Below are 15,325 nucleotides of genomic sequence, written 5' to 3'. Positions count from 1 at the left end.
TGCGTGCCGCCCGTCGCCCACGAGGAAGCCCGATGCAGCCCCTGCGTATGTCCCGCCGCGTCATGAATCTCGCCTATATGCTGACCCAGAATGCGCGGCGGCATGGCGCGCGTCCCGGCTTCGTCTGGGGGGACAAATCCTGGACCTGGCGCGAGATCGATGCGCAGGTCTCCGCCTTGGCCGCGGCGCTTGCCGCGCGCGGCATAGCCAAGGGCGACCGCATCCTCGTCCATGCCAAGAACGGCGATGAGATGTTCTTCTCGATGTTCGCCGCGTTTCGGCTCGGCGCGGTCTGGGTGCCCACCAATTTCCGTCTGATGCCGGATGAGGTCAGCTATCTCGCGCAGGCCTCCGGCGCCAAGGCGTTCCTGTGCCATGTCGATTTCCCCGAGCACGCCGCGGCGGTGAAGGACGGTGCGCTGGAGTTCACCTGGAGCGTCGACGGCAAGGCCGCGTTCGGCGAGCGCTCGGTGGCCGATGCGATCGCCTCGCATGCGGGCGCCGTTGTGGAGAATGTCGCCGTCGAGCATGACGATCCCTGCTGGTTCTTCTTCACCTCCGGCACCACCGGACGCTCCAAGGCGGCCGTGCTCACCCACGGCCAGATGGGATTCGTCGTCACCAATCATCTCGCCGATCTGACGCCCGGCACGACCGAGCAGGATGCCTCGCTGGTGGTGGCGCCGTTGTCGCACGGTGCCGGCGTGCATCAGCTGATGCAAACCGCGCGCGGCGCGCGCACCGTGCTGCTGCCGACCGAGAAATTCGACATCAACGAGGCGTTCCGCCTGATCGAGGCGCATCGCGTCAGCAATCTCTTCACGGTGCCGACCATCCTGAAGATGATGGTCGAGCATCCCGCCGCCGACAAATACGACCATTCCTCGCTGCGCTACGTCATCTATGCGGGCGCGCCGATGTATCGCGAGGACCAGAAGGCGGCGTTGAAGAAGCTCGGCAAGGTGATCGTGCAGTATTTTGGCCTCGGCGAGGTCACCGGCAACATCACGGTGCTGCCGGCGGCGTTGCACGATCCGGAGGACGGCCCGCACGCCAGGATCGGCACCTGCGGCTTCGAGCGTACCGGCATGCAGGTGTCGATTCAGGATGACGAGGGCCGCGAGCTCAAGGCTAACCAGAGCGGTGAGATCTGCGTGATCGGTCCTGCGGTGTTCGCCGGCTATTACGACAACCCCGAAGCCAACGCGAAGGCGTTTCGCAACGGCTGGTTCCGCACCGGCGATCTCGGCCACATGGACGAGGAGGGGTTTGTGTACATCACAGGACGTGCGTCGGACATGTACATCTCGGGCGGCTCCAATATCTATCCGCGCGAGATCGAGGAGAAGATCCTGACCCATCCCGGGATCGGCGAGGTCGCCGTGCTCGGCGTGCCCGACGCGACCTGGGGCGAGGTCGGCGTCGCCGTCTGCGTCGTCCGAGAAGGCGCGAAGGCGGTGACCGAAGCCGAGATGGCGGCGTTCCTGTCGCCGAAAGTGCCGCGCTACAAGATGCCGAAGCGCTTCTTCTTCTGGGATGCGCTGCCGAAATCCGGCTATGGCAAGGTGCCGAAGCGCATGGTGCGCGACGAGCTCGAGGCGCGCGGGTTGCTCGACCTCGACAAAGCCAGGACGGGCTGAGCGCACCAGATGCGGAGTATCAAGCAGCCGGGGGCGCCGCCTCCCGAACGTATTCAATGGGTGGAGGCGAGGGGGCGCGCCTTTTCCTTCACGCTTCAGGCCGGCATGCCGCTGCTGGAGGCAGCGCGGCGCGGCTTTGCGTCGGAGGGCTTTGCCGGCGGCGTGCTGAACTTCCGCCGCGGCGCGCTGGGGCCGTTCGCTTATGTCATGCCGGCGCTGTCGAAGACCGGTGAGAATGCGGCATTCTACAGCGATACGTTCCGGCCCGCCGGCGTGACGCGTTTGAGACTCGGCAGCATGACGCTCGGCACGCGCGACGGTGCGCCGTTCTTTCATTGCCACGGACTGTGGACGGAGGCTGACGGCAAGACGAGCGGCGGCCACATGATGCCGGACGAGACCGTCGTCGCCGAGCCGTTCGAGGTCGAGGCCTTCGGTCTGGACGGTGCGATGTTCACGGCCGAGCCGGATGCGGAGACCAATTTCAAGCTGTTCGGACCGGTCGCGGTTGCAAGCACCGGCGCGCGCACGACGAGCCGCGCCTTCGCGCTGCGGCTGCGGCCGAACCAGGATTTTGCCGGCGGCCTCGAAGCGTTCTGCCGCGCCCACGGCATCGCGCGTGCGAAGATCCATGGCGGCGTCGGCTCGACCATCGGCGCGCACTTTAGCCATGGCGGCGTGACCGAGCCGTTTGCGACGGAGCTGGCGATTACGGCAGGGACAATCGCGCCCGGCGCCTCCGGCGCGCTGGAAGCTGCGCTCGATGTCGCCCTGATCGACTATACCGGCGGCGTTGCGGAGGGGCGTCTGATCCGTGGCGACAATCCGGTGCTGATGACGATGGAGCTGGTGCTGGAGGCAGGGGCTAGCTCGTGAGCCGTGACGTGGCGGGTGCAAGATAGCGCTTTTGCAATCCGAATGTTCCGGTTATGTTCCGTTGCGGATGGGAGCAGCGGCAGGAAGTCATGGCACGAAGAGGCAATCGAACGATCAACCTGCCAGCGCCGTATCTGAAGCGGGTATGGCTCGACCCGTCGCAGGTTCGCGACCGCGAGGTCTATCCGTTTTGCTTGCCCATCTTCCCTGATGATTTCGAGCTTAGCTTCGATGCCGCCATCACGATCATCGTCGGAGAGAACGGCACCGGGAAATCGACCATCCTCGAGGGCATCGCTGCGCTGGCCGGCTATGACGATGCCGGCGGCGGCAAGGGCTACAGGCCGGTCGATCATTCCGAAGCGCGCGAGGAGATGGGCGGCCAACTCTCCGAAGCGCTGCGCGCAAGCTGGCTGCCGAAGATTACCAACGGTTGGTTCTTTCGTGCGGAGAGCTTTTTCTCGGTCGCGCGATATCTGGACAAGGCTGCGCGCGACGCCGGCCAAGTCGGCCCCGATTTCCTGTCGCACTCCCATGGCGAAGGTTTTCTGCGTTTCTTCGAGGAGCGTTGCCAGCGTCAAGGCATCTTCATCTTCGACGAGCCGGAATCGGCGCTGTCGCCGGCGCGTCAGATCGAGTTCCTGAAGCTGCTGCGGCGCATGGAAGAGTCCCGCATCTGCCAGGTCATCATGGCAACGCATTCGCCGATGCTGATGGCCTATCCCAACGCGCGGCTGCTGCGGCTCGGCAAATACGGCCTCGAGCCGGTCACGGTGGAGCAGACCGACCATTACCGGCTGATGCGCGAGTTTTGCGCTGATCCGCGCGGGTTCGTGGAGGCGACGCTGGCAGATTAGTTGACTGCAATCGTCACACTCTCCCGTCGTCATTGCGAGCGGAGCGAAGCAATCCAGAATCTCTCCGCGGTGGCAGTCTCGCGGTGGCAAGGCCGGCATAAAACTGCTTCAGATCAGTGCGGCCGTACTCCTCCGGCGCCAGCTCGCCGGCTCGGTGGAGCGTTCGGGGATGCGCAGGCCCCGGATGTCAACGGTCGCGTTCTGCGCCGGCGCCACGTCGAGCGTGACGATGAGTTCGCGGCCGGCAGCGCGCCGAGGCCGGAACGGCGGGCGTCACCGTGTATTGCGAGGGGTCGAGCGTCGCGGCGAAATCGTCGCCGGGATTGGTGATCCGCACCGAGACGTCGGCAATATCCCAGATGACGAACGGGACGGGCCCGTAAACCGTCTGGCCCAGCCCGGCCTGGTAGGTGACCTCGCGGGTGCCCCGCGGCAGCGGATAGGCGATGCTCATGGCCCGGAAGATGGGCCAGAGGTGCGGCGTTAAGTGAGCGCGCTCGGCGCAAGGCGCCGATGCGCGACCTGACGGCCCGTTAGGCCAGCAGGTACGGCCGATGCGAAGCGCCGCGCCATATGCGCGGTACAAAGATGCCGATTAAGGGTATCGCAAAAAAACACTAGCAACGGTTGTCTGTCGGCCCGTGGCATGGCAGATTTCTGACGAAATGGGGGTTGGTCCGTGCGTGTGATGGGTGAAGAGGCCAAAGAAAAGCGCGAAGAAGACGACTGGCGCATCGTTCTGAAGTTCTTCGCCCTGTTCGCGCTCTTCGCCGGCGTGATCAGGCTCGGCGCCGAGGTGATCTATCTTCAGCAAGATGTCAAACAAGCTCAATGCCGCGCCGCTTACTGGTACGGCCGAGCCAACGGCGAACCCAAGACCTACTTCCCACCAGGATGCTGGACGTGGTGATCAGCTCAACGGTCCCGCCGGCGCCCGCCGCGGCAGCACGTCGCCCGGCGCCCAGCAATAGCCCTGCCTGAACGAGCCCTTCGGCTGCGTGCCCACGAAGAACGAGCGCGAGCGCGCCGTCGACACCGCGCGCTCGGTCTGCGGCAGGATCGCTTCGAGATATTGCTCGGCAATCCGTCGCACGCCGGCCGCGGTCTGCTCGGCCGCAGTCGCCCGGTCGGTCGTGTCGATGCCGAGCAGCTTCTGCACCTTCGGCATAGCCGGGCCCTCGGCGAGGCTAGCGACGTCGATGGGGCGCAGGAAGCCGGCGCCGCCTTCGGGCGCGTGCGCCAGCGTCGACCGGATCACGTCCCATGCCGTGCGGTCGATGCCGAGGCTTCGTCGCAAGGGCGCCTCGCAATGACGAAGTGTGGAGTGGCAACACTTTCCACTCTCGCGTCCCCGACCAGCTGCAACGCATGAAACGCTGCGCTACTTACTTGGCACGACAGTCAAAATTTATCTCGCATTGCTACCCGCACATGCGCGGCTTCGCATTCTCGCGGCAGATCATGCCCGAGCTTTGCTTCAATCATTGCCCTCGAAAGTGCCGAGGGCACAGGGAAGGCCGGGTGCCGGCCGGGCACCCACGGTCCACTGTGCGAAGCGTGTGCTTGAAAAAGCTGCACAGCGGCATACAGGTGAAGCCAAACATCCGGCCTTCCCTGCGCAGTGGGTTGACGGCTTATGTCGTGCTCTCCCCGGGGAGCGATGCACTATTGCCCCCGTCGCCTTGCGGATGACTGACGGTGCGGGCCCGGTCGGGCCGCAACGTCACCGCAAGCCTTGGCGCACAGACCCCGGGCGCCAGGACCACACGATTTTGCCGTACGCAGACTGCGCCCGTCGTGTGCGCGCCTCGCCTGCTCACGGAGTGATCCGCCCGGCAAACCGCTTGCGCGCGACGCTGCCTGCGTCCACCACCTCCCATCCCGCGTTCGTGACGATCGCGATGCGCCCCTCGGCCCGGGTTGGGGTGGCCGCAACATGCGATAATTCCGAATTCGCGTAAAGCGAATTATTTCAGCTTGGCCGGGTTGACCCCGGTCTGGTGTTTTGCCCATCCGCCAACCCAATCAATGGTGTGCATTGGCTTTGCCACCGCCGTGCCACGAACGGGTCTCCCCATGGCCCAAAAATGCGCTAGCATGACCTCAGCGCGCGTTCCAAGTCGCGCAGATTGAGAAACGAGGAAACGAGATGAGGATGAGAAGCGGACCGGCGATCGCCGGGGTGGCGGCGCTGGCGGTGGCGGGGATGGCTCTGATGACCGCCTTCGAGCCGGTCTGGGCCCATGGGCCGACGCGACAGAAGGTGAGGGAATCCATCGAGATCAACGCGGCCCCCGCCAAGGTGTGGGCGGTGATCGGCAATTTTCAGGACATGAGCTGGCTTCAGCCGGTCACCAAGACCGAAGGCGAGAAGGGCAACGAGATCGGCGCCACGCGCAAGCTGACCCTGACGGGCGGCGCCACGGTCGAGGAGGAGCTCTACAAATACGAGCCCGACATGCAGAGCTATTCGTACCGGATCACCAAGGTGGACGTGAAGGTGCTGCCGGTGACCAATTATTCCTCGACGCTGACGGTCTCGCCCGCGCCTGATGGCAAGGCCAAGCTGGAATGGGCCGGCGCGTTCTATCGCGGCTATCCCAACAACGACCCGCCGCCGGAGCTGAGCGACGAGGCCGCGATCAAGGCCGTGAGCGGGCTGTACAAGGCCGGGCTCGAGGCGCTCAAGAAGAAGATCGAGAGCGGCAGCTGATCGTGCGGGCGCTGGTTCTGGCGGCGCTCGCCGCCAGCCTTTGTCACGCCGGCTTTGGAAGCGCGCGCGCCGACGAGGCGTTCGTCACCAACCAGCTCAGCGAAGATCTGATGGTCGTGGATATCGCTGGCGCGCGCAGCGTTGCGACCATCCCGATCGGCGGCAAGCCGGCCGGCGTCGCCGTCAGCGCCGACGGGCGCTTTGCCTATGTCACGAGCCCGGATGCCAAGGCGGTGACGGTGGTCGACGCTGCCACGCGGCAGGTCGCCGGCCACGTCGAGGTCGGCGGCGGGCCGCTCGGCATTGCCGTGGCGCCCGATGGCAAGACGGTCTATGTCGCCGATTGGTACGCGGCCGCGGTGCGGGTGATCGATACGGCCTCACGCAGCGTTGTCGCCAGCATCGCGGTCGGCGCCTCGCCGTCGGGCCTTGCGGTGACGCCCGACGGCAAGCTGCTGCTCTCGGCGGACCGCGACGACGACAGCGTCTCGGTGGTGGACACGGCGACGCGCCAACGCAAGGCCGTGATCAAGGTCGGCACTCGTCCATTCGGCGTCACCATCGATGTCGAGGGCAAGCGCGCCTACACCGCCAATGTCGGCTCCGACGATGTTTCCGTGATCGATATCGCGGAAGGCCGCGAGATCGGCCGCGTGCAAGCGGGGATGCGCCCCTATGCGGTGGCGCTGACGCAAGGCCGAGGCTTCGTCACCGACCAATATGGCGGCACCGTCAGCGTGTTCGACCTGGCAAGCCTCAAGCCGGTCAAGCGCATCCATGTCGGCGACTACCCCGAAGGCATCGCGGCGACCGCCGACGGCAAGCGCGTCATCGTCGCCTGCTGGGAAAGCAACACGCTTCATATCATCGATGCGGCGGAGCTCAAGGTGATCGGCGAGATCAAGACCGGCGACGGCCCGCGCGCGTTCGGGGCATTCTTGCGCAGGACGGAGTAGGGGGACGGCCCCATCGAACCGGATAACGCGTCGCGGCGACAAACGCTTTCCAGGATATATGGGTGCGCAATATGCGCGCCGCGTGGAGCCGGTTGCAATGAATAATTGGGTCGAACTTGCAGTGGCGTGGGTGCCGTTTGTGGTGCTGCTTGGGCTATGGTTCTGGCTTTCGCGGCGGAACGGCATGCAGGCTCGCGGATCGTCAGGCGCGACCCTGATTGAGCTCTACGAACAGCAGGTAGCCGAGACCCGGCGCATGAACGGCTTTCTGGAGCGGATCGCGCGGTCGATGGAAAAGCACGAGCCTCCGCGCCGCGCTTCGTAGCCCGCAAGAGCGTAGCGACGTGCGGGCAGGTGGTCCTCATTCACTGACGCTCCCGGATGTCGCTTCGCTCATCCGGGCTACGGCATGGGGCAGAGCGTCGATGCAATCTCGTCCATGCCCTCGAACACATGATCCGGCCCCAGCGCCCGCAGTGCCGCCGGCGCCGCATAGCCCCAGCACACCGCCCCGCAGGCAATGCCGACGGCTCGCGCTGCCTCGATGTCGCGGACCTCGTCGCCGATCGAGATGACCTTGCCAGGCTCGACGCCCGCGCGCCGGATGACCCGGCGGAATTTTGCGGCCTTGCCGAACAGCGACGCGGAGCAATCGAAATGCGCGAACAGCGCCGCGGCAGGCCCAAGCTTCTCGCGCGCATTGGCCTCGCTGTCGGACGTCACCAGCGCCAGCTGCACGCCGTTCTCGGCCAGCGTCTGCAGCATCGCCTCGACGCCCGCAAACAGCGGAATCTCAGCTGCCGCCTCCGCCTTCAGCCGCCGTGCATGCCGCGCGATCGCCGGCAGCTTCCACGAGGGCACCTCCAGTCGGGCGAGGATCTCGCGGCTCGACGCATGCCGCAGCTCTTCGACATCCCCATCCCTTACGCGGCGAAAGCCGAAGCGATCGGCGACATCGTTGATGGTGCGCAGGAACCAGGGGAAGCTGTCGGCGAGCGTGCCGTCCAGATCGAAGATGGCGAGAGCGTAGGGCATGAGGAGACGGAAGCACCGGGGGCCGGCACGTCGTGTCCAGCCGGCGACGCGCTGACAGATGTGATTGGAAATGCTGTATTGAGATCCAGAGGTGACAGATGTCGGAGCTACTGGCAAGGATTACGGTCGATCCGCAGCGTATGCATGGACGCCCCTGTATTCGCGATCTGCGCATTCCGGTCGCCGACATTCTGGGATTGCTGTCCGCGGGACAGTCGAGCGAGAGTATTCTCGAGGATTATCCATATTTGGAAGAGGCCGACATCGACGCGGTGCTCGCCTACGCCGCCCGTCAGGTCGACCAACCAATTATAGCGGCCAAATAGCTTGCCATACTTGATCGATGCTCAGCTTCCTCCGGCACTCGCGGAAGCCATGCGTCGCGCCGGATACGACGCGGTTATGTGGCCGAGTTCGGGGTGGCAAATGCGATCGACGGGGTGATCTGGAACGAAGCCATTTCTCGATCGGCTGTTCTCGTCACCAAGGATCGCGACTTTTCGCTCCTCCGCGTTGCAAAGGGTCAGGGACCGATCGTGCTATGGGTGCGCGTGGGCAACATCGATAATCGCGCGCTGATCCGCCAGTTTCTAGCCGCCATGCCTCAAATTGCCGAAGCCGTCGCGCGGGGCGAGGCGGTGATTGAATTCGTCGGAAGCTGCCAGCGGCCATCCTGCGCCCGGGCACCACTGACATTGGCCAGCTTCAGGCACCGCCATTGCGGCAGCGGTCCGCTGCTTTCGCCTGCAAACTGCCAGGCCAGCACGGCTTCCTCGCCGGACTTGTTGGTGCCAATGATATGCGGACAGAGCTCGCGACGGCGGCCCTCGTAGACGCAAATCACCTGTTGCTCGGCGAGGATCGCGTTGCGGAAGAGTTTGTAGGTCCGGCTGGGCATTGCTCCCTCCAGATCGCCTCATCTGGCCTTGTCGAACGCTCAAGTGTAAAAGTGCGGGACTGGAAGGGAAACCATGCCGATTAGTGACACCCAGCTCAGCAAATTTCTGAGCCTCATCCTGCGCCACCAGCCGGAAACGATCGGGTTGGTGTTGGATTCGCATGGTTGGGCTGGCATCGATGACCTCGTCGCCAAGGCAAATGCCGCCGGCACAAAGTTTGGCCGCGACGATCTGCTGCGCGTCGTCGCAGAGAGCGACAAGAAGCGTTTCTCGCTATCCCCTGAAACTGATCGCATTCGCGCCGCGCAAGGACATTCCGTCTCGGTTGAACTTGGCTTGGCGCCGCAGGAGCCGCCATCGATCCTGTATCATGGCACGGCGACACGGTTTGTCGAGGCGATCCTGTCCGAGGGCCTGAAGCCGCAGGCGCGCCAGCAGGTGCACCTGTCCTCCGACGAGGCAACGGCGCAGCGTGTCGGTCAGCGCCACGGCAAGCCGCACATCTTCAAGGTCGATGCCGGCAGCATGCATGCCAAGGGATTCAAGTTTTTTCGCGCAGAGAACGGTGTGTGGTTGACCGACCATGTGCCGCCGGAGTTCCTGGCGTAGCTTACGTCCTGGATTTCCAAACAGTCTCCTCGGTCCAGCCGAGTTCGGCGAATTCGGCGACCCGCAGCGGCGCTTCGCCTTCCGCGAAGAACTCGTCGAGCTGCGGGGGCGCGACGTCCGTTTCGCACAGCATGGCATGCGCCTGTCCGCGATGATGAATTTGATGCTGGAAGAGATGCATGAGCAGTCGGTCGCAGCGTTCGGTCTGCACGGTCGTGTCGCGGTTGATCCGGACGAAGGCGTCGAGCCGTTCAGCTGTCAGCGTATCGCAGATCGCAATCAGGCGGTTGTCCATTGCGGCCTGGGCAGCTTTGAGCTCGGCTAACGAGGGGTACGGCACCTCGTTCTTCCAGGCTGACGGTCCGAGCCAGCCCCCCTCAAGCGCATCGATGTACAAGAGGTCGATGATGTAGATGTGGTTCAGCGTACGCTGCAGGCTTGGAAAGAAGCCGGTGCGGTGGGCTTCGAATTCCGTCTGAGATAGCGCGGTGCAGGCGGTAAGCAGGCGATGGTTCGCCCAAGCGTTGTTGTGGGCGAAGGCGCGGTAGGTTTGGACGAGTCCAGCGGACATGTCGGTTTTTTCCCGATCGAATAGTGGCGGATTACACTCCGCTAATCCGCCCTACAGCCCTGTGGCTTCGATGCAGCGCAATCTACTCCGCCGCCTCGCTGGCCGCACGCCTCCGCTTCGGCTTTCGCGCCTTCTCCAGCACCGGGGCCAGGAACTTGCCCGTATAGCTCCGCGGCGCCTTGGCGATGTCCTCCGGCGGGCCCCAGGCGACGATCTCGCCGCCGCCGTCGCCGCCTTCGGGCCCGAGATCGATGACCCAGTCGGCGGTCTTGATGACTTCGAGATTGTGCTCGATGACGACGACCGTGTTTCCTTGCGCGACCAGCTCGTGCAGCACCTCCAGGAGCTTCTTGACGTCATGGAAGTGCAGGCCGGTGGTGGGCTCGTCGAGGATGTAGAGCGTGCGGCCGGTGGCGCGTTTTGACAATTCCTTGGCCAGCTTGACGCGCTGGGCTTCGCCGCCCGAGAGCGTCGTCGCTTGCTGTCCGACGTGGATGTAGTCGAGGCCGACGCGGTGCAATGTCTGAAATGTCTCGCGGACGCGCGGCACCGCCTTGAAGAACTCGGCGGCCTCCTCGACGGTCATGTCGAGCACGTCGGCGATGCTCTTGCCCTTGAACAGGACCTCGAGCGTCTCGCGGTTGTAGCGCTTGCCCTTGCAGACGTCGCAGGTGACGTAGACGTCGGGCAGGAAGTGCATCTCGATCTTGATGACGCCATCGCCCTGGCAGGCCTCGCAGCGGCCGCCCTTGACGTTGAAGGAGAAGCGGCCGGGTTCGTAGCCGCGCGCCTTCGCTTCCGGCAGGCCGGCGAACCATTCGCGGATCGGCGTGAACGCGCCGGTATAGGTCGCCGGATTCGACCGCGGGGTGCGGCCGATCGGCGACTGGTCGATGTCGATGATCTTGTCGATGTGCTCGAGGCCCTCGATGCGGTCGTGCGGGGCGGCGCCTTCGCTGGCATTGTTCAGCTTGCGCGCGATGGCGCGGTAGAGCGTATCGATCAGCAGCGTCGACTTGCCGCCGCCGGAGACGCCGGTGACGCAGGTGAACAGGCCGAGCGGAATTTCCGCCGTGACGTTCTTGAGGTTATTGCCGCGCGCGTTCACCACCTTGATGGTACGGCGGTGGTTCGGCGGACGCCGCTCCGGCACCTCGACCTCGAGCTCGCCGGTCAGGTACTTGCCGGTCAGCGATTTCGGGTTGCGCATGATCTCGGCGGGCGTGCCTTCGGCGACGATGTTGCCGCCGTGCATGCCGGCGCCGGGGCCGATGTCGAGCACGTAGTCGGCGAGGCGGATGGCGTCCTCGTCATGCTCGACCACGACCACGGTGTTGCCGAGGTCGCGCAGCCGCTTCAGCGTATCGAGCAGGCGGGCGTTGTCGCGCTGGTGCAGGCCGATCGAAGGCTCGTCCAGCACGTAGAGCACGCCTGTGAGCCCCGAGCCGATCTGCGAGGCGAGGCGGATGCGCTGGCTCTCGCCGCCGGACAGCGTGCCGGAGGAGCGGGACAGCGTCAGATAATTGAGGCCGACGTCGAGCAGGAAGGTGAGGCGCTCGCGGATCTCCTTCAGGATGCGGCCGGCGATCTCGTTCTGCTGCGCGTTCAGCGCCTCTGGCACGGTCTCGAACCACGCGCCGGCGCCCTTCACGGACAGCTCCGAGATTTCGCCGATATGCTTGCCGCCGACCTTGACGCAGAGCGCCTCGGGCTTGAGCCGAAAGCCCTTGCAGCCCTCGCAGGGGACGTCGTGGAAATATTTCGCCAGCTCCTCGCGGGCCCACTCGCTCTCGGTCTCGCGGTAGCGGCGGTTGATGTTGGTGATGACGCCCTCGAACGGCTTCTTGGTGTCGTAGGAGCGCACCCCGTCCTCGTAGGAGAACTTGATCTCGTCCTCGCCCGAGCCGTAAAGGAGCGCGTTTTGCGTCTTCTTCGGCAGATCCTTCCACTTGGTGTCGAGCGTGAACTTGTAGTGCTTGCCGAGCGCGGTCAGCGTCTGCACGTAATAGGGCGACGACGACTTGGCCCAGGGCGCGATCGCGCCCTTGCGCAGTGTCAGATCCTTCTCGGGGATGACGAGGTCTTCGTCGACATGCTGCTCGACGCCGAGGCCGCCGCAGGCGGGGCAGGCGCCGTAGGGATTGTTGAAGGAGAACAGGCGCGGCTCGATCTCGGGGATGGTGAAGCCGGAGACCGGACAGGCGAACTTTTCCGAGAACAGGATGCGCTCGGGGCCGCTCTTGTCGTGGATTTTCGCGGTCTTCTTCTTTTCCTCCGCAGGCGCGGCCGCCGCGGCCGCATCGGCGAACTCGACGACGGCAAGGCCTTCGGCGAGCTTCAGCGCGGTCTCAAAGCTCTCGGCGAGGCGCTGGCCGATATCGGCACGCACCACGATGCGATCGACCACCACGTCGATGTCGTGCGGGAATTTCTTGTCGAGGCTGGGAGCTTCCGCCAGCTCGTGGAAGGTGCCGTCGATCTTGACGCGCTGAAAGCCCTTCTTGAGCCATTCGGCGAGCTCCTTCCTGTACTCGCCCTTGCGGCCGCGCACGACGGGGGCGAGCAGATAGAGGCGGGTGCCCTCGGGCAGCGCCAGCACGCGGTCGACCATCTGCGAGACGGTCTGGCTCTCGATCGGCAGGCCCGTGGCCGGCGAATAGGGCACGCCGACGCGGGCCCAGAGCAGGCGCATGTAGTCGTAGATCTCGGTGACGGTGCCGACGGTCGAGCGCGGGTTCTTCGACGTCGTCTTCTGCTCGATCGAGATTGCCGGCGACAGGCCGTCGATCTGGTCGACGTCGGGCTTCTGCATCATCTCCAGGAACTGGCGGGCATAGGCCGACAGCGATTCGACGTAGCGGCGCTGGCCCTCGGCATAGATGGTGTCGAAAGCGAGCGAGGATTTGCCGGAGCCGGATAGCCCGGTGAACACCACCAGCTTGTCGCGGGGAATCTCGACGTCGATATTCTTGAGGTTGTGCTCGCGCGCGCCGCGGATCGTAATTGCGCGCAGGCTGGAGCCCGCGTTCTGTTGTTGGCGCTTCGCCTTGATCACTTCATCCATCCGAGTTGCCCTCAAGGAAGCCCAAAGGTGCGCGATCGCGCCAACAAAAAAGGCGCGCTGCGCCCGGAACCGGGATCGGCGCCGATGGGTATGGCAGCGAACGTAGGAAGAACGGCGGCGGATTTCCAGTGGGACTTGCGAATCGTCAACGGATTGTTGGCGTGCTGGCGGGATCTGGCAGCAGGAACGCGCGGAACCGATCCCGGAGCACCCAGCCAAAACAAAAAGGCCGGCGCGAGGCCGGCCTTTCGTGACGATGATGCGTCAGAGACGAAGCTCAGTACTTCGCGACGACCGGGCCACCGAACGTGTAGTTGAGGCGAACGGTAGCCATGTCCACGTCCTGCTTGATGCTGTCGGTGCGGGTGGTCACGCCGAGGAAGGTGAAGGTCTCGTTGTGCCTGCCCATGAACAGGTGGTTGTATTCGACACCGACCGACCAGTTCGGGGCGAAGCCGAATTCTATGCCGGTGCCGACGGTACCGCCCCAGCGCGTTTCGTTCGCGGTGTCGAGCGTAACGCCGCCAAAACTGCCACTGTACTTGTTGTGAGTGACGGCAGCGCCGCCCTTCACGTACCAAAGCACGTTGTTCCAGGCATAACCGACCTGGCCAGTGAAGAGGCCGATGGCGTCGATCCTGGTCTCGTTCACCAGCGGCGCGAGCGCGGCAGGCGAGCTGATGTTCGAACCCTTCAGGTCAGCCCAGTCGCCCTGGGCTTCGAGACCGAATACCCAGTTAGCGGACTGCCAGCGATAACCGATCTGGCCGCCGACGAGTGCGCCGGTCGCATTGTGACAACCTTCAGCCACCGCCGGAGCGATCACGATGGGGCCGACACTGGTGAGATCCCAACAGTTGCGGCTCCAGCCACCGCCGGCGTTGGCGCCGAGGTAGAAACCGCTCCAGTTGTAAACCGCAACCGGCGCCACCGGAGCCTTGGCGTAGGGGCGGGCTGCCAAATCGGCCGCCGAGGCCGGTGCCAACGCGCTGAGTGCGAACAAGCTGGCCGAAGCCAGCAAAAGCTTCTTCATATCCATTCCCCCCTTCCATTTCTCATTCCGGTCTTCCGGAGAGCGGAAGAGCAGCGGACCTTATGACCCAAGCAACATCGTTCCTTTACACCATTGAAGCCAAAGGTTGTGTCACCCAGCGGCCACATCCGTCCGAAAACGCGAGCGAACGGGCGGCCGCAACAAAACAAAAAAGGCCGGCGCGAGGCCGGCCTTTCGTGACGATGTGACGTCGGTCGTGATCAGTACTTTAGATCAGTACTTGGCGACGACCGGGCCGCCGAAGTGATAGTTCACGCCAACCTGCACGGTGTGGAAGTTGAGCGTGCCGGAGGGCACGGCGCCCGAGAAGTAGGTCTCGCCGCCGAGGCTGCGATAGAGGTACTCCCCCTTGACCGACCAGTTCGGAGCGAAGAACGCCTCGACGCCAGCACCGACGGTCCAACCTGAGTGGAACTTGCTCTCGGAGATGGTCGCGCCGAGCGCGGTGAAGCTGAGCTTGTTGTCGATCCAAGCGTAACCACCGGTGCCGTAGAGCAGCACGTTGTTGACCGCCCAGCCGATGCGGCCACGTACGGTGCCCATCGCGTCGGTCTTCGAGCTAGCCGTCGCCGCAACCGCGCCGACGCCGGGAACGAAAACGACGCCAGTGGCCGAAGCGCTGACATCAGCCCACGCGCCGTCAGCCTCAATGCCGAATACCACGTTGCCGGTCTGCCAATTGTAACCGGCAGTGCCGCCGACGAAGCCACCCTGCATCTTCGGGTCGCCCGAAGAGGCTTCCCAAGCGCCGCCGCCGACGATACCGAGGTAGAAGCCGGTCCAGTTGTAGACCGAGGCAACGGCCACAGGAGCCTTGGTGTAGGGGCGGGCTGCCAGATCAGCAGCCGAAGCGGGGGCAGCAAGAGCGAACAAACAGGCCGAAGCCAACAAAACCTTCTTCATTTTCAACTTAATCCCAGTCCCAGTTTCTGTTGTTGCCTTCCGTGACGGAAGGGCATCGGACTCAACGGCCCAACTGATGCTGCATTTACACCACCAAAGCCGCAAGTTGTGTCTCCGAAAAGCCACAACAGCCGAAAAGGTGATGGTT

The 15,325-nt window shown here is 64.4% G+C and carries 17 protein-coding genes and 1 pseudogene; 10 read left to right on the top strand and 8 right to left on the bottom strand.

From position 1 onward, the window contains the following. The first annotated feature begins 32 nt into the window (after positions 1-32). The 3 genes from P0R31_RS03275 to P0R31_RS03265 all read left to right on the top strand — a co-directional run bounded on the left by P0R31_RS03275 (position 33) and on the right by P0R31_RS03265 (position 3,373). Positions 33-1,640, top strand: a complete 1,608-nt coding sequence (locus P0R31_RS03275; RefSeq protein WP_275512833.1) for an acyl-CoA synthetase — start codon at positions 33-35, stop codon at positions 1,638-1,640. A gap of 9 nt (positions 1,641-1,649) precedes the next feature. Next, positions 1,650-2,516 carry a PCC domain-containing protein gene (locus tag P0R31_RS03270; protein ID WP_275512832.1) on the top strand — a complete coding sequence of 289 codons (867 nt, stop codon included), beginning with the start codon at positions 1,650-1,652 and terminating at the stop codon, positions 2,514-2,516. 89 nt (positions 2,517-2,605) lie between these two features. After that, positions 2,606-3,373: an AAA family ATPase gene (locus P0R31_RS03265; RefSeq protein ID WP_275512831.1), complete on the top strand. Its 768-nt coding sequence runs from the start codon at positions 2,606-2,608 to the stop codon at positions 3,371-3,373. A 187-nt stretch (positions 3,374-3,560) separates the two neighbouring features. Here the strand turns inward: P0R31_RS03265 and P0R31_RS03260 are convergent, their stop codons facing one another. After that, complete coding sequence (locus P0R31_RS03260; RefSeq protein WP_275512830.1) at positions 3,561-3,827, bottom strand: hypothetical protein; 267 nt, start codon at positions 3,825-3,827, stop codon at positions 3,561-3,563. 234 nt (positions 3,828-4,061) lie between these two features. Between P0R31_RS03260 and P0R31_RS03255 the strand changes: the two genes are divergently transcribed. Then, positions 4,062-4,283, top strand: coding sequence for a hypothetical protein (locus P0R31_RS03255; protein ID WP_275512829.1), 222 nt, complete (start codon positions 4,062-4,064; stop codon positions 4,281-4,283). On the opposite strand, the gene P0R31_RS03250 is transcribed toward P0R31_RS03255, so the two are convergent. After that, entirely contained in the window at positions 4,284-4,670 is a 387-nt protein-coding gene (locus P0R31_RS03250) for a hypothetical protein (RefSeq protein WP_275512828.1), read from the bottom strand. It abuts the gene before it with no gap. A gap of 852 nt (positions 4,671-5,522) precedes the next feature. Here P0R31_RS03250 and P0R31_RS03245 point away from each other — a divergent pair. From P0R31_RS03245 to P0R31_RS03235, 3 genes are read left to right on the top strand one after another with little or no spacing between them, the layout of a single operon-like run. Further along, complete coding sequence (locus P0R31_RS03245; RefSeq protein WP_197952471.1) at positions 5,523-6,086, top strand: SRPBCC family protein; 564 nt, start codon at positions 5,523-5,525, stop codon at positions 6,084-6,086. A gap of 2 nt (positions 6,087-6,088) precedes the next feature. Beyond that, positions 6,089-7,042 carry a cytochrome D1 domain-containing protein gene (locus tag P0R31_RS03240; protein WP_275512827.1) on the top strand — a complete coding sequence of 318 codons (954 nt, stop codon included), beginning with the start codon at positions 6,089-6,091 and terminating at the stop codon, positions 7,040-7,042. A 58-nt stretch (positions 7,043-7,100) separates the two neighbouring features. Beyond that, entirely contained in the window at positions 7,101-7,367 is a 267-nt protein-coding gene (locus tag P0R31_RS03235) for a hypothetical protein (RefSeq protein WP_275512826.1), read from the top strand. Between the two features lie 77 nt (positions 7,368-7,444). Here the strand turns inward: P0R31_RS03235 and P0R31_RS03230 are convergent, their stop codons facing one another. Continuing rightward, the gene (locus P0R31_RS03230) at positions 7,445-8,077 is read right to left on the bottom strand and encodes an HAD family hydrolase (protein WP_275512825.1); all 633 of its coding nucleotides are present in this window, start codon (positions 8,075-8,077) and stop codon (positions 7,445-7,447) included. A gap of 98 nt (positions 8,078-8,175) precedes the next feature. On the opposite strand from P0R31_RS03230, the gene P0R31_RS03225 reads away from it, so the two are divergent. Together P0R31_RS03225 and P0R31_RS40995 are read left to right on the top strand one after the other, a co-directional pair. After that, a complete protein-coding gene (locus tag P0R31_RS03225; protein WP_275512824.1) occupies positions 8,176-8,403 on the top strand; it encodes a DUF433 domain-containing protein in 228 nt (75 codons plus the stop codon). A gap of 78 nt (positions 8,404-8,481) precedes the next feature. After that, positions 8,482-8,655 (top strand): annotated as a pseudogene (locus tag P0R31_RS40995) (DUF5615 family PIN-like protein); the annotation flags it as partial. Positions 8,656-8,681: 26 nt separating this feature from the next. Here the strand turns inward: P0R31_RS40995 and P0R31_RS03220 are convergent. Continuing rightward, the gene (locus P0R31_RS03220) at positions 8,682-8,975 is read right to left on the bottom strand and encodes a hypothetical protein (protein ID WP_275512823.1); all 294 of its coding nucleotides are present in this window, start codon (positions 8,973-8,975) and stop codon (positions 8,682-8,684) included. 73 nt (positions 8,976-9,048) lie between these two features. Here P0R31_RS03220 and P0R31_RS03215 point away from each other — a divergent pair, with 73 nt between their 5' ends. Beyond that, on the top strand, positions 9,049-9,585 hold the full coding sequence (locus P0R31_RS03215) for an RNA 2'-phosphotransferase (RefSeq protein WP_275512822.1): 537 nt from the start codon (positions 9,049-9,051) through the stop codon (positions 9,583-9,585). A gap of 1 nt (position 9,586) precedes the next feature. Here the strand turns inward: P0R31_RS03215 and P0R31_RS03210 are convergent, their stop codons facing one another. The 4 genes from P0R31_RS03210 to P0R31_RS03195 all read right to left on the bottom strand — a co-directional run bounded on the left by P0R31_RS03210 (position 9,587) and on the right by P0R31_RS03195 (position 15,177). After that, positions 9,587-10,156: a DinB family protein gene (locus tag P0R31_RS03210; RefSeq protein ID WP_275512821.1), complete on the bottom strand. Its 570-nt coding sequence runs from the start codon at positions 10,154-10,156 to the stop codon at positions 9,587-9,589. An 82-nt stretch (positions 10,157-10,238) separates the two neighbouring features. Beyond that, positions 10,239-13,220, bottom strand: a complete 2,982-nt coding sequence (gene uvrA, locus P0R31_RS03205) for an excinuclease ABC subunit UvrA (protein ID WP_275512820.1) — start codon at positions 13,218-13,220, stop codon at positions 10,239-10,241. A 277-nt stretch (positions 13,221-13,497) separates the two neighbouring features. Continuing rightward, on the bottom strand, positions 13,498-14,253 hold the full coding sequence (locus P0R31_RS03200; RefSeq protein WP_275513083.1) for an outer membrane protein: 756 nt from the start codon (positions 14,251-14,253) through the stop codon (positions 13,498-13,500). Between the two features lie 234 nt (positions 14,254-14,487). Further along, positions 14,488-15,177, bottom strand: a complete 690-nt coding sequence (locus P0R31_RS03195; RefSeq protein WP_275512819.1) for an outer membrane protein — start codon at positions 15,175-15,177, stop codon at positions 14,488-14,490. Positions 15,178-15,325: the final 148 nt, after the last annotated feature.

Source organism: Bradyrhizobium yuanmingense (assembly GCF_029167105.1).
Classification (GTDB): Bacteria; Pseudomonadota; Alphaproteobacteria; order Rhizobiales; family Xanthobacteraceae; genus Bradyrhizobium; species Bradyrhizobium yuanmingense_A.
The sequence above is the reverse complement of the archived record's forward strand: the minus strand, read 5'-3'. Positions and strand labels throughout refer to the sequence as shown.